Origin of the sequence: Pseudomonas sessilinigenes, assembly GCF_003850565.1 — a bacterium.
Classification (GTDB): domain Bacteria; phylum Pseudomonadota; class Gammaproteobacteria; order Pseudomonadales; family Pseudomonadaceae; genus Aquipseudomonas; species Aquipseudomonas sessilinigenes.
Genome location: NZ_CP027706.1, coordinates 3,489,662 through 3,503,347, shown reverse-complemented (window position 1 = coordinate 3,503,347; position 13,686 = coordinate 3,489,662). Strand labels below are relative to the sequence as shown.

The window sequence follows — 13,686 nt, the reverse complement described above, 5'->3', positions numbered from 1 at the left end:
GCGGATAGCCAAGGCCATCCGCAATATGCGCACAGAGAAAGGAGCTTATCGCAACAGCGTCAGAACACCGACTGAATTTTCAGGCCGGCCACCAGGGCGTTGTCGACCTGGTCCACACCGCCCGGATGGGTGATGTACTGCAGGTTCGGCCGCACGGTCAGCCAGTCGGTCACATGGAACCCGTAGTTGATCTCGTAGTTGTACTCGGTTTCGCGCAATGGCGAGTACAGCGGGTTGTCGTAGTCGCTCACACCGATGGCGGCGTTGGCCAGCTGGGCGTTCTTCTTCACGTCGTCGTTGACATGAATCCGGGCGAAACCGATGCCCACGTCATCCTTTGGCCGGGCGTCGAACGGCCCCTTGTAGACGAACATCAGCGACTGGTAGTTGTCGATGATGTTGGTGTCCTTGTCATGGAAGGTGGCGTTGGCGGCGATGTTCAGGCCGCGCGAGGCATCGCCGTTATGGGTGGTGAGCTGCTGCTGGGCGACGAACCAGTAGCCGTGCTTGCTGTTGTGCACGCGATAGGCGCTGCCGGTGGTAGCGGCGTCCTGGCCGTTGGCGTCCTCACGCACGTCATTGGCCTTGGCCGTGCTCTTGTAGTAACCCACACGGTACTCGCCCGGCAGGTTATTGACCTTGGGCGACCACACCAGCTCTACCGGCAGTACCGTGCCCTTGGTGCCGCTGCCGCTGAGCTTGAAGCCATTGCCGTGCTCGGTCTGCGAAGGGTTCTGGTTGTAGGCGCCGATCTGCGCATAGAACTCGGGAGTGATGTGGTACTTGATCCGCAGCGCCGCCTGGCTGACCGGCCAGTTGTACCAGATGTTGGTCGCCCAGTTGCCCACCTGGGAACCGCAGAAGGCCAGGTTCTGGAACTCGCAGGGGAAGGTGTTGAAGTCCTCGCCCTCGCCGAAGTAACCGGCCTTGACGTCCAGCTTGCCGTCCAGGAACTGGTGCTGGATCCACAGTTGGGTCAAGCGCACCATGTGCCCACGGCCGTAGACCTCCTGGGAGGAACTCAAAGTGCCAGCCCGGGGATCGCCGACGCGATCGTTGGAGATGTTCTGGCCATTACGGTTGGTCAGCTGGATCTTGGCCTGGGTGTTGTCCCAGCCCAGCAGTTTTTGCAGGTCGAACGCCACGCCCAGGCCGAACTGGTCACTGTAGCGCCCGGTTTTGTCGTCGTTGTAGCCACCATGGAGGTTGGCGCCCATCTCCGCGACGTAGTCGGCCTTGATGTCGATCCCCTGCTCCAGCAGCTTGGTGCGCGTACCGCCCCAGTCACCGGTCATCCACTTGGAATTGGCGCCGAACGCTTCGTCGGCCATGGCCTGGCCAGACAGGACCAGCGCCGCCACCGCCGAAAGCTGGCAGAGCAGGCGGGTATTGCCGTGTTGCTTTTTCATCCCTACATCCTCGTCTTTATTGTTATTAACGGTTTATCCAACGCGGTTTACAGTCCCTGCGACGGATGACAGGCCATCCGCCACGAATTCATCGCCCCTTGAATTGCGCCACATTGCCGCCGTGGCCCTGGGCCATGGCAGGGCTGGCCGCGCCCAGGCGCTCGCCGCTCTGGGCATCGAACAGCAGGACCCGGGCCGGGTCGAACTGCAAGGTCAGGTTCTGCCCGGCCGCGGGCGCCTGGTCCGGGGCCAGCCGGCAGCAGACCTTGGTGCCGTTGAGGGTGACGAATACCAGGGTGTCGGGCCCGGTCGGCTCCACCACCTGGACCTCGGCACGGATACTCGGCAGGCCGTTGGCCTCGGCGGGCGCCAGGGCGATCTGCTCCGGACGGATACCAAGGATCACCTCGCGCTCCTCGAGCCCGGCGTCACGCGGCCCCAACGGCAGCTCGCAACGGGCCTGGCCACTGTCCAGCAAGGCCAGCAACCGCCCCTCCTGGCGCTGCAGGCGCAGGGGAATGAAGTTCATCGGTGGCGAGCCGATGAAGCTTGCCACGAACAGGTTGGCCGGTTCGTTGTAGATCTGCTGCGGCGTCCCGAATTGCTGGATGATCCCGTCCTTCATCACCGCCACCTTGTCCCCCAAAGTCATGGCCTCGATCTGGTCATGGGTGACATACACCGTGGTGGTCTTCAGGCGTTGGTGCATCAACTTCATTTCGGTGCGCATCTCGACCCGCAGCTTGGCGTCGAGGTTGGACAGCGGCTCGTCGAACAGATAGATCTTCGGCCGCCGCGCCAGGGCCCGGCCCATGGCCACCCGCTGCTGCTGGCCACCGGAAAGCTGGCCCGGCTTGCGCGCCAGCAGGTGCTCGATCTGCAGCAGCTTGGCCACCCGCGCCACCTCGGTATCGATCTCGGCGGCAGGCATCTTGCGGATCTTCAGGCCGAAGGCAATGTTGTCGCGCACGCTCATGGTCGGGTACAGCGCGTAGGACTGGAACACCATGGCGATGTCCCGGTCCTTGGGGCTCATGCCGCTGATGTCGGCGTCATCCACCAGGATCGCCCCGCCGCTGATGGTCTCCAGGCCAGCGATGCAGTTCATCAGGGTCGACTTGCCGCACCCCGAGGGGCCGACGAGGATCAGGAACTCGCCGTCGTCGATCTTCAGCTCGATGTTCTTCAAGGTGTCCGGCAAGCCGGCACCGTAGGTCTTGTTGACGTTGCGTAATTCGAGAGTTGCCATGCCTTACCCCTTGACCGCGCCGGACGTCAGCCCGCGCAGGAAATACTTGCCGGCGAAGATGTACACCAGCAGTGTCGGCAGCCCCGCGATCATCGCCGCCGCCATGTCAACGTTGTATTCCTTGACCCCGGTACTGGTGTTGACCAGGTTGTTCAGGGCCACGGTGATCGGTTGCGCGTCGCCACTGGCGAACACCACGCCGAACAGGAAGTCGTTCCAGATCTGGGTGAACTGCCAGATCAGGCAGACCATGATGATCGGCACCGACATTGGCAGCAGGATCTTCCCGAAGATGGTGAAGAACCCCGCCCCATCCAGGCGCGCGGCCTTGACCAGGGCATCCGGCACGCTGACGTAATAGTTACGAAAGAACAGCGTGGTGAAGGCCAGGCCGTAGACCACATGCACCAGCACCAGGCCGGTGGTGGTGTTGGCCAGGCCGAACCGGCCAAGGGTGAACGAGGCCGGCAGCAGCACGGTCTGGAACGGCAGGAAGCAGCCGAACAGCAACAGGCCGAAGAACAGCTGCGAACCGCGAAAGCGCCACATCGACAGCACATAGCCGTTCAGCGCGCCGATCAGGGTAGAGATCAGCACCGCCGGCACGGTGATCTTCACCGAGTTCCAGAAATAGCCACCCACGGTATCCCAGGCCTTGATCCAGCCGATGCCATCGACCACCTGGGGCCAGCTCAAAAGGTTGCCGGTGCGGATGTCCTCGGGGGTCTTGAAGCTGGTGAGCAGCATCACCACCAGCGGCACCAGGTACACCGCCGCCGCCAGCAGCAGCGTGGCGTAGATGGCGATCCGGCTGAAATTCAGGCGCGGCCTGGCGAGCGAATCAGTCATGGCGCTTGCCTCGCAGTTCGGAATACAGGTACGGCACCAGGATGGTCAGCACCGCGCCCAGCATCAGCATGGCGCTGGCCGAACCGATGCCCATCTGGCCACGGCTGAAGGTAAAGGAGTACATGAACATCGCCGGCAGGTCGGAAGAGTAGCCAGGGCCGCCGGCGGTCATCGCCGCCACCAGGTCGAAGCTCTTGATCGCGATGTGGGCCAGGATCATGAAGGCACTGAAGAACACCGGGCGCAGGCTCGGCAGGACGATCTTCAGGTAGATGGTCGGCAGGCTGGCGCCGTCCACCTGGGCCGCACGGATGATCGACTGGTCGACACCCCGCAGGCCGGCCAGGAACATCGCCATGACGAAACCCGAGGCCTGCCATACAGCGGCGATCACCAGGCAGTAGACCACGCGATCCTGGTCCACCAGCCAGTCCAGGCGAAAGCCTTCCCAGCCCCAGTCGCGCAGCATCTTGTCCAAGCCCAGGCCGGGATTGAGCAGCCATTTCCAGGCGGTGCCGGTGACGATCATCGACAGCGCCATGGGGTACAGGTAGACGGTGCGGATGAAGCCTTCGCGGCGGATGCGCTGGTCCAGCAGCACCGCCAGGAACACCCCCAGCACCAGGCTGATACCGATGAACAAGCCGCCGAACACGGCCAGGTTCTTGCTCGCCACCCACCAGCGGTCGTTGTCCATCAACCGCAGGTATTGCTGCAAGCCGACCCACTTGTAGCTCGGCATGAAGCTGGAATTGGTGAAGGACAGAATGAAGGTCCAGATGATGTAGCCATAAAAGCCCACCAGCACGATCACCATGCTCGGCGCCAGCACCAACTTGGGCAACCAGCGCTGCAAGGCATCCAACGGCGAGGCTTTGCTGAAAACCGCCACAGAGCTCATCGAGATAATCCAGAGTGAAGGAGTGAGTATCCGTAGGAATGAGGCTCGCCCGCGAATGGGCACCGACACTCAAGTCGAGCCCACCGATGCACCGCCTTCGCGGGCAAGCCTCGCTCCTACCAGGGAGAGCGTTTCGGGAATGGCCGCAGGCACGCCTGCGGCCCAGGCCTCACTGCGCGGCCTTGACCGCCGACGCCAGTTGCGCACTGGCCTTGGCCGGGTCCGCATCCTTGTCGTTCATGAAGTTGGTCACCACATCGAAGATCGCGCCCTGCACCGCCAGGGACGTGGCCATGTTGTGCGCCATGCTCGGCTGCAGCCCGCCGGTCTTCTCGTCCGCCAGGAAGTCCTTGGCGGCGGCCTGGGCGCAGGAGTCGAAACCTTCGGCGCCCATGTCGTTGAGCATGTCGGTACGCACCGGGATCGAGCCTTTGTTGATGCTGAAGACCTTCTGGAAATCCTTGCCCAGGGCAACCTTGGCCAGGTCCTGCTGGGCGGCGATATCGCCCTTGCGGTCGGCCTTGAGCTTGAATACCGCCAGGGAGTCGATGTTGTAGGTGAAGGCCTTGTCGGTGCCCGGGAACGGCACGCATTGGTAATCCTTGCCGGCGACTTTCTTGGCCGCGGTCCATTCGCTCTTGGCCCAGTCGCCCATCATCTGCATCCCGGCCTTGCCGTTGATCACGTCGGCGGCGGCGATGTTCCAGTCACGCCCGGCACGGTTGGGGTCCATGTAGCCGGAGAGCTTCTTCAACTCGGCGAAGGTCTTGGTCATCTCCGGGCCTGCGAGGGTCTTCTGGTCCAGGTCCACCAAGGCCTTCTTGTAGCCTTCGGCGCCCATCACCGAGAGCACCATGTCTTCGAATACGGTGCTGTCCTGCCAGGGCTGGCCACCGTGGGCCAGGGCGATGAAGCCGGCCGCCTTGAGCTTGTCACCGGCGGCATAGAATTCTTCGAGGGTAGTGGGCGCCTTGGCGATCCCGGCCTTCTTGAACACCTCGGGGTTGATCCACAGCCAGTTGACCCGGTGGATGTTCACCGGCACGGCCACGTAGTCCCCTTCGTACTTGACGGTATTGGCCACCTTGGGCGAGAGCAGGCCGTCCCAATTCTCGCTCTTGGCCACGTCCTTCAGGGTATCGGTGCTGAGCAGGCCGGTGCTGCCCCACTCCTGGATGTCCGGGCCCTTGATCTGCGCCACGCCCGGCGGGTTGCCGGCCACGGCGCGGCTCTTGAGCACGGTCATCGCGGTGGAACCGCCACCGCCGGCCACGGCGCCGTCCTTCCAGGTGAAACCGTCTTTCTCCACCTGGGCCTTGAGCACATCGACCGCAGCCTTTTCACCACCGGACGTCCACCAATGGACCACTTCCACGGAGCCTTTGGAATCGGCGGCCAGGGCGCTCAGGGGGAACAGGGAGGCAAGGGAAATGACAGTGGCGAGGCGAGAAATCGCATTCATCTGAAGTACCTTTCTTGTTGTTATGCATGCAAGTCTGGTGCTTGCGCTGCAAACGAGTCTAAACAGCCTAGTCCAGCGCCCGAGTAACGAAGCGATGGGGAAATGTCACCGCATGGTTACACAGAGCCCGTGGCAGGCACTTGGGCCAGGGCCGAGGCCATGCTCGGCGCCAGGGGCAGGCGCGGAATCAGCACGGCCTGCCAGGCGTGATAAAGGTCCGGCTTGCCGCCCCAGATTTCTGCCGCAGGGCGGTTGTCCAGGCCCAGTTCGTGGTGCCAGCTGCCGAACTCATGATCGATGAAATGCTCCTGGCAGAACTCCCAGAAAACCCGGTACCAGGTCTCGTAGCGCTCCTCTGCGGTGCGCCTGAGCAGGGCACTGGCGGCGGCGCTGGCTTCGGCGTGGGTCCAGTGCAGGCGCTGGCGCACCACCGGGCGGTTGTCCCAATCCAGGGTGTAGACGATCCCCGGGGCGCCATCCACGTTCCAGCCGTGACGGCAGTTGCTGTCGAACAGGCGCTGGGCATCCAGCGCCAGCCAGCCAGGGGTCAGCATTCCAGCCTGGCCCCGCGCGGCTTCCAGGTGCAGCAACAGCCGCGCCCACTCGAATCCGTGGCCCGGCGTGGTGCCGAAGGGGCGAAAACCATCGGCGGGACACTCCCGGTTGTAATCGCGCAAGGGCTGCCAATCCAGGTCGAAGTGTTCGACCACCATGAAGTCGTTGGCCGCGGCATGGCCGTGGATCAAGCGCTCTGCGATGCGCAGGGCGCGGCTGAGCCAGCGCGGGTCCTGGGTGACATCGGCCAGGGCGAGAAAGGCCTCGGTGGCGTGCATGTTGCTGTTGGCCCCGCGATAGGCCTCCTGCTCGCTCCAGTCGCGGCTGAAGGACTCGATCATTGCGCCCTCCTGCTCGCTCCAGAAATGCTCCTCGATCACGCCAACCGCCTGCTCCAGCAAGGCCTCGCCCCCCGGGCGCCGGGCCACCACCGCGGAACTGGCGGCCAGGGCGACGAAGGCATGCAAGTAGGCAGCCTTGCCGCCATTGCCGTCGGCCTGCCCGGCCACCGCGAACCAGCCGCCGTGCTCGGCATCGCGCAGCGGACCCAAGAGTGCCGCGACACCGTGGTCCACCAGTTCGGCAAAGCCAGGCAGCCCCTGGATATGGGCCATGGCGAAGCTGTGGGTCATGCGCGCGGTATTCATGGTTTCGGCCCGGGCGCCAGCAGGCAGGCAGCCCCGGGCATCCAGGTTGCCGAAGCCCTCGGCAAGTCGTGAAGCCTTGGCGAAGTCCAGCAGCCGCAGGCCCTCGGCGGCCAGCCAGCTGTGGTGTGCGGGAGCGTTCAGCCAACTGCTGAACGGCAGGGAAAGAGGTTCCATGGACGACCTGTTGTTGTTCTTGTCGAAGGCTTGAGTCTAATCAAGCCAAGGTTCGCCCCAGGTAACGAAGGACACGGCAAATGTCACCAGGCCGTGACAAACCAGCGGACGCCGGTAGGGGCGAAGCTTGCTCGCGATGCACGATAACGCGCCCTGCCAGGCACGACGCTTGCCAGGCAAGCCCCGCTGCTACAGGAGGGTTGTTCAGTCCGCGAAACGCGGTAGGTACAAGGTCACCCGCAGGCCACCCTCGCGCAGGTTCTGCAGGCTGACTTCCCCGCCATGGCTATGGGCGATGTTGCGCGCGATGCCCAGGCCCAGGCCGTAGCCCTGCTGCTGGCCGGCCAGGCGAAAGTGTGGCTCGAAGACCTGCTCCAGCCGCTGCTGGGGCACGCCGGGGCCCTCGTCGTCCACGTGCAGGATGAAAGCGCCGGCGTCATCTTCGATATGCAGGTGGGCGTTCTGCCCATACTTCAGGGCGTTGTCGATCAAATTGCCCATGCAGCGCTTGAGCGCCAGGGGCTTGCCCGGGTAGCTGGCCAAAGCTCGTCCCTGCTGGGTCACCCGGCCATTGCCATTGGGCGCCAGATACGGTTCCACCAGGCAATCGAGCACCTGGTTGAGGTCGACCGGCTCGATGTTCTCGTGGATGTCGGTGTCCTTGACGCATTGCAGGGCGCCCTTGACCAGCAGCTCCAGCTCATCGAGGTCGCGGCCGAACTTGGCTTGCAGCTGTTCGTCCTCCAGCAGCTCCACCCGCAACCGCAGGCGGGTGATGGGGGTGCGCAAGTCGTGGGAGATGGCGCTGAACAGCTGGCTGCGCTCGGTCAGGTAGCGGCTGATGCGCTCGCGCATGCTGTTGAAGGCCCTCGCCACTTCCACCACCTCGCTGCCGCCGCCCGGCGCCACCGGCTGCACATCGGCGCCCAGGGACAACTCGCGGGCGGCCCGGGCCAGGCGCTTGAGGGGCCGACTCTGCCAGTGCACCAAGAGGCCGATGAACAGCAACAGGAAGCCGCTGGTCAGCAGGATGAACCACACCTGTTGCGCCGGCAGCCCCTGCTCTTCAAGGCTGGTGTAGGGCTCGGGCAGCAATGAAGCGATGTACAACCACTCGCCCGGGGCCATCTGGATCTGGGTCACCAGCACCGGCGGATTCACCGGTTCCAGGGTCAGGGCGTAGTGGGCCCAGGACCGTGGCAGCTCGTCGAGCTTCAGGCCGCCATTGAAGATCCGCAGGTCGTCGGGGCGCACGAAGGTCACGGAGATGTCCGCATCGTTGCCCAGGGACTGGCGCAACACCTGCTCCACCGCCTGCAGTACCGCCTCCTTGCGCGGCGTGGCCGGCAACACCTGCATGTCCAGCGGCTTGTCGTTGAGGGTCACGACAAAACGCGTGCCGCCCATGCTGCGCAACTGGTCGAGTACCAGCGGCCGATAGGCCACCGGCAGCGAACGCAGGTAACTGACGCTGGCGGTCATCGAATGGGCCAGGCTGCGGGCGCTGGTCACCAGGCCCTCGAGCTGGGTGGCGCGCAACTGCGAGACCCAGATCACGCTGGACAGGGCCTGGGCCAGCAGCACCACCAGCAGGGTCAGCAACAGCATCCGGCCCAACAGCGAACGCGGCATAGGCACCCGTTGCAGGCAGCCCTTGAGGGTTTCAGCGAGCACAGTCAGCTACCACATTGGCCGCCAACTGGTAGCCGCTGCCGCGCACCGTGCGAATCAGCCGCGGGGGCTTTTCAGTATCCCGCAGGCGCTGGCGCAAGCGGCTGACCGCCATGTCGACGATGCGATCCAGGGGCATCAGGTCGCGGCCACGGGTGGCATTGCCGATGGTGTCGCGGTCGAGGATTTCCTGGGGATGATCGAGAAACAGCTTGAGCAGGGCGAAGTCGGCGCCGGAGAGGATCACTTCCTCGCCGTCATTGTGGAACAGGCGGTGGCTGATCACGTCCAGGCGCCACTCGTCGAAGCACAACACTTCGCCGCCAGCCCGTTCCTGGGCGAATTGCGCGCGGCGCAACAAGGCCTTGATCCGTGCCTGCAACTCACGAGGGCTGAACGGCTTGCCCAGGTAGTCATCGGCCCCCAGCTCCAGGCCGATGACCCGGTCGGCTTCATCGGAGCTGGCGGTGAGCATGATGATCGGCACCTGGCCGCGCTTGGGGTGCTGGCGAATCCAGCGACACAGGCTGAAGCCGTCCTCATCGGGCAGCATCACGTCGAGGATCACCAGATCACAGGGGGCCTCGCTCAGGGCCTGGCGAAAGCCCGCGCCATCGGCGGTGCTGCGCACCTGGAAGCCACAGCGACTGAGGTAGGTCTCCAGCAGCTCGCGGATTTCCTGATCGTCGTCGACCAACAAGATCGACCTACTGACTGAACTCACCCATGCCGTCCTTTGTTGTTGTCATGAATGGGGGGCGATTATGCCTGTTCCAGGGCCACCCCGGCGCCGGTCAGTCCGGAATAGGGCGCCGTCACCAGCCACACCGGGATGCCCTTGAAGTAGTCGCTCATGCAGCCCTTGTCGGCAAAGCTCTTGGCGAAGCCGCTCTGGATGAAAAAGTCGGCAAAACGCGGGATCACCCCGCCGACGATGTATACCCCGCCCCGGCCACCGGTGGTCAGCACATTGTTGCCCGCCACCCGGCCCAGCCAGCAACTGAACTGCTCCAGCACCTCGCGGGCGATGGGGTCGCCGGCCAACCCCGCAGCGGTGATCGCCTCGGGGGTATCCAGCCGCGGCTCGTGGCCGTCCACTGCGCAGATGGCCCGGTAGACCCGGGGCAGGCCGCCACCGCTGAGGGCGGTTTCGGCGCTGACATGGCCGATTTCGTCGTGGATGTGTTGCCAGAGCTGGGTTTCCCGGGGACTGCTCAAGGGCAGGTCGACATGCCCACCCTCACCCGGCAGGGCCATGTAGCGGCCATCACCGAAGTTCAGCAGGGTGCCCACCCCCAGGCCGGTACCCGGGCCGATCACCACCGCCGGACGCAACGGCTCGGCAACGCCCTCGCAGACCACGCGGAACTCATCCGGCTGTAGGCGAGTCATGCCCAGGGCCATGGCCGAGAAATCGTTGACCAGCAGCAGGCGTTCGACCTGCAGCGCCTTGCAGAACGCCTGGCGGTTGAGGTGCCAGTGATTGTTGGTGAAGCGGAACTCGTCGCCACTGACCGGCCCGGCCACCGAGAGGCACACCGAGCCCACCGCGCCCAGGGCCAGGCCCTGCTCCTTCAGGTAGGCCTTGATGGCATCTTCCGGACAGCTGTAGTCCGCCGTCGCATGGACCTGGATCGCGTCCAGCTGTTGGTCTTTCCACAACGCGAACCGAGCGTTGGTGCCGCCGATGTCACCGACCAGGGCCAGTTTCAATTCAATGTCTCCAGGGCAGAAGTGAAGGCGCTGGCGCCCTGCTCTGCCGAGCTGAAGGCCATGCGCATGAAGGCGAAGAGTTCGCGGCCGGTGCCGACGTTGTTGCCCAGCAGGCCCTTGGCCGGCTCGCGGGCGGCGAACTGTTCGGCGTCCACCTTAAGCTCCAGGGTGCCCTTGACGCCATCCACGCGAATGATGTCGCCATCCCGCACCCGGGCCAGCGCCCCGCCGACATGGGCTTCGGGGCTGACATGAATGGCCGCCGGGATCTTGCCCGAGGCGCCAGACATGCGCCCGTCGGTGACCAGGGCCACCTTGAAGCCACGGTCCTGCAGCACACCCAGGAAAGGGGTCATCTTGTGCAGCTCGGGCATGCCGTTGGAACGCGGACCCTGGAAGCGCATCACCGCCACGAAGTCTTTCTCCAGTTGGCCGGCCTTGAAGGCATCGGCCAGGTCCTGCTGGTCCTGGAACACCATGGCCGGAGCCTCGACGACCTGGTGCTCGGGAGCCACGGCGGAGACCTTCATCACCCCGCGCCCCAGGTTGCCTTCCATGACCCGCAGCCCGCCTTCCGGCGAGAAGGCCCGGGCCACCGGGCGCAAGATGCTTTCGTCGAGGCTTTCGATCGGGCCGTCGCGCCATACCAGCTTGCCGTTGTCGAGGAACGGCTCCTGGGTATAGCGGCTCAGGCCCGGGCCGGCCACGGTGTTGACGTCTTCGTGGAGCAGCCCGGCCTCCAGCAGTTCGCGGATGAGGAACGACATGCCGCCGGCGGCCTGGAAATGGTTGATGTCGGCCTTGCCGTTGGGATAGACGTGGGACAGGGTCGGCACCACCTCGGAGAGGTCGGCCATGTCCTGCCAGGTCAGCTGGATGCCCGCAGCCTGGGCGATGGCCGGCATGTGCAGGGTGTGGTTGGTGGAGCCGCCGGTGGCGTGCAGGGCGACGATGGAGTTGACCAGGCAACGCTCGTCGACGATTTCACCAATGGGCGTGAAGTGGCCGCTCTGGCGGGTCAGGCGGGTGACCTGTTGCGCCGCCTCATGGGTCAGGGCGTCGCGCAACGGCGTGTTGGGGTTGACGAAGGACGCGCCGGGCAAGTGCAGGCCCATGACCTCCATCAGCAACTGGTTGGTGTTGGCGGTGCCATAGAAGGTGCAGGTGCCCGGGCTGTGGTAGGACTTCATCTCCGATTCCAGCAGCTCTTCGCGACTGGCCTTGCCTTCGGCATAGCGCTGGCGCACGTCGGCTTTCTGTTTGTTGGAGATCCCCGAGACCATGGGGCCGCCCGGGACGAAAATCATTGGCAGGTGGCCGAAGCGCAGGGCTCCCATCATCAGGCCCGGGACGATCTTGTCGCAGATACCGAGCATCAGGGCGGCATCGAACATGTTGTGCGACAGCGCTACCGCCGTGGACAACGCAATGACCTCGCGGCTCGGCAGGCTCAGCTCCATCCCCGCCTCGCCCTGGGTCACGCCATCGCACATGGCTGGGGTGCCGCCGGCGAACTGGCCCACCGAACCGATCTCGCGCAGGGCCTTCTTGATCAACTCGGGGAAATGCTCGTAGGGCTGGTGCGCCGACAACATGTCGTTATATGACGAAACAATCGCCACGTTGGCCGCGTTCATCATCCGCAGGCTGTGCTTGTCTTCGGCGCCACAACCGGCCACCCCATGGGCGAAGTTCGCGCATTGCAGCTTGCCGCGCTGCGGGCCGTCGCTGGCCGCACCGCGAATCAGGGCGAGATAGGCCTGGCGAGTGGCGCGACTACGGGCGATGAGCCGTTCGGTGACCTCAAGAACGCGGGGATGCATGTGTAGAACTCCAGGCTAACGGATGTGGCGACCTGTTTGTCTATGCTGGTCCAAAGCCCCGCCACTGGGGGACAGTGGAGGAAATTCCTGACCATTCGGACCAGTTGATTCAGGTCACTCGTTGTAGATAAAACAAAATACTGCCACTAAAAAGGCTTGTTTTCTATTTCTATGCGAATAATCTTGTAATTCCAACAACAAATCCTACGACAGGCGCTTACCCATGACTCTTCGAATCGCAATCAATGGTTTTGGCCGCATCGGCCGCAACGTCCTGCGCGCACTCTATACCCAAGGCTATCGCCAGGACCTGCAGGTCGTCGCCATCAACGATCTCGGAGACAGCGCTATCAATGCCCACCTGCTCAAGCACGATACTGTCCACGGCCTGTTCGACGCCGATATCCAGCATGATCAGGAAAGCCTGACCGTCAACGGCGACCGCATCGCGGTCAGCGCCATCCGCAATCCGGCCGAGCTGCCCTGGGCCGCAGAGAAGATCGACGTGGTGTTCGAATGCACCGGGCTGTTCACCGACCGCGCCAAGGCCGCCGCCCATCTTACGGCCGGCGCGCGCAAAGTGATCATCTCGGCTCCGGCCAAGGGCGCCGATGCCACCGTGGTCTACGGGGTCAACCACGACATCCTGCGCCAATCGCACCAGATCATCTCCAACGCCTCCTGCACTACTAACTGCCTGGCCCCGGTGGCCCAGGTGCTGCACCGCGAGCTGGGGATCGAGAACGGCCTGATGACCACCATCCATGCCTACACCAACGACCAGAACCTCACCGACGTCTATCACACCGACCCCTACCGCGCCCGCTCCGGCACCCAGAACATGATCCCGAGCAAGACCGGCGCAGCCGAGGCCGTGGGCCTGGTGCTGCCGGAGCTGGCCGGCAAGCTGACCGGCATGGCGGTACGGGTACCAGTGATCAACGTCTCCCTGGTGGACCTGACCGTGACCCTCAAGCGCGACACCAGCGCCGAGGAAGTCAACGCCCTGCTCAAGAGCGCCAGCCAGCATTCGAAGATCCTCGGCTACAACACCCTGCCGCTGGTCTCCAGCGACTTCAACCACAACCCGCTGTCGTCGATCTTCGACACCAACCACACCAAGGTCAGTGGCGGCCGCCTGCTCAAGGTCCTGGCCTGGTACGACAACGAGTGGGGGTTCTCCAACCGCATGCTGGATAACTGCCTGGCCCTGTGCAACGCCGAATGAATGGC

At 64.2% G+C, this 13,686-nt stretch carries 11 protein-coding genes; 1 reads left to right on the top strand and 10 read right to left on the bottom strand.

The window, feature by feature from the left end:
- Positions 1-59: 59 nt before the first annotated feature.
- The 10 genes from C4K39_RS16085 to edd form a co-directional block, all read right to left on the bottom strand.
- Positions 60-1,409, bottom strand: coding sequence for a carbohydrate porin (locus tag C4K39_RS16085; protein ID WP_068579221.1), 1,350 nt, complete (start codon positions 1,407-1,409; stop codon positions 60-62).
- Between the two features lie 88 nt (positions 1,410-1,497).
- Positions 1,498-2,658, bottom strand: a complete 1,161-nt coding sequence (locus C4K39_RS16080) for an ABC transporter ATP-binding protein (protein ID WP_124346971.1) — start codon at positions 2,656-2,658, stop codon at positions 1,498-1,500.
- A gap of 3 nt (positions 2,659-2,661) precedes the next feature.
- Positions 2,662-3,507: a carbohydrate ABC transporter permease gene (locus C4K39_RS16075; protein ID WP_068579217.1), complete on the bottom strand. Its 846-nt coding sequence runs from the start codon at positions 3,505-3,507 to the stop codon at positions 2,662-2,664.
- Positions 3,500-4,408 (bottom strand): carbohydrate ABC transporter permease, encoded by a 909-nt coding sequence (locus tag C4K39_RS16070; protein WP_068579215.1) that lies wholly within the window; start codon positions 4,406-4,408, stop codon positions 3,500-3,502. The genes C4K39_RS16075 and C4K39_RS16070 overlap by 8 nt, the downstream gene beginning before the upstream one ends.
- Positions 4,409-4,577: 169 nt before the next feature.
- Entirely contained in the window at positions 4,578-5,870 is a 1,293-nt protein-coding gene (locus tag C4K39_RS16065) for an ABC transporter substrate-binding protein (protein WP_068579213.1), read from the bottom strand.
- Positions 5,871-5,986: 116 nt separating this feature from the next.
- A complete protein-coding gene (locus tag C4K39_RS16060; RefSeq protein ID WP_124346970.1) occupies positions 5,987-7,246 on the bottom strand; it encodes a D-mannose isomerase in 1,260 nt (419 codons plus the stop codon).
- 204 nt (positions 7,247-7,450) lie between these two features.
- Complete coding sequence (locus C4K39_RS16055) at positions 7,451-8,878, bottom strand: ATP-binding protein (protein WP_124348367.1); 1,428 nt, start codon at positions 8,876-8,878, stop codon at positions 7,451-7,453.
- Between the two features lie 31 nt (positions 8,879-8,909).
- Positions 8,910-9,641, bottom strand: coding sequence for a response regulator (locus C4K39_RS16050; RefSeq protein WP_068579207.1), 732 nt, complete (start codon positions 9,639-9,641; stop codon positions 8,910-8,912).
- Between the two features lie 38 nt (positions 9,642-9,679).
- Positions 9,680-10,630 (bottom strand): glucokinase, encoded by a 951-nt coding sequence (locus C4K39_RS16045; protein ID WP_124346969.1) that lies wholly within the window; start codon positions 10,628-10,630, stop codon positions 9,680-9,682.
- Positions 10,627-12,453, bottom strand: coding sequence for a phosphogluconate dehydratase (gene edd / locus C4K39_RS16040; RefSeq protein WP_124346968.1), 1,827 nt, complete (start codon positions 12,451-12,453; stop codon positions 10,627-10,629). The genes C4K39_RS16045 and edd overlap by 4 nt, the downstream gene beginning before the upstream one ends.
- A gap of 223 nt (positions 12,454-12,676) precedes the next feature.
- On the opposite strand from edd, the gene gap reads away from it, so the two are divergent.
- The gene (gap, locus tag C4K39_RS16035) at positions 12,677-13,681 is read left to right on the top strand and encodes a type I glyceraldehyde-3-phosphate dehydrogenase (protein WP_124346967.1); all 1,005 of its coding nucleotides are present in this window, start codon (positions 12,677-12,679) and stop codon (positions 13,679-13,681) included.
- The last annotated feature ends 5 nt before the right edge of the window (positions 13,682-13,686 follow it).

Bases quoted from the DNA above. Each gene is read 5' to 3' on its own strand.
- C4K39_RS16060 (WP_124346970.1), bottom strand. From the start codon at position 7,246: ATGGAACCTCTTTCCCTGCCGTTCAGCAGTTGGCTGAACGCTCCCGCA.
- C4K39_RS16055 (WP_124348367.1), bottom strand. From the start codon at position 8,878: ATGCCGCGTTCGCTGTTGGGCCGGATGCTGTTGCTGACCCTGCTGGTG.
- gap (WP_124346967.1), top strand. From the start codon at position 12,677: ATGACTCTTCGAATCGCAATCAATGGTTTTGGCCGCATCGGCCGCAAC.
- edd (WP_124346968.1), bottom strand. From the start codon at position 12,453: ATGCATCCCCGCGTTCTTGAGGTCACCGAACGGCTCATCGCCCGTAGT.
- C4K39_RS16085 (WP_068579221.1), bottom strand. From the start codon at position 1,409: ATGAAAAAGCAACACGGCAATACCCGCCTGCTCTGCCAGCTTTCGGCG.
- C4K39_RS16065 (WP_068579213.1), bottom strand. From the start codon at position 5,870: ATGAATGCGATTTCTCGCCTCGCCACTGTCATTTCCCTTGCCTCCCTG.
- C4K39_RS16070 (WP_068579215.1), bottom strand. From the start codon at position 4,408: ATGAGCTCTGTGGCGGTTTTCAGCAAAGCCTCGCCGTTGGATGCCTTG.
- C4K39_RS16075 (WP_068579217.1), bottom strand. From the start codon at position 3,507: ATGACTGATTCGCTCGCCAGGCCGCGCCTGAATTTCAGCCGGATCGCC.
- C4K39_RS16080 (WP_124346971.1), bottom strand. From the start codon at position 2,658: ATGGCAACTCTCGAATTACGCAACGTCAACAAGACCTACGGTGCCGGC.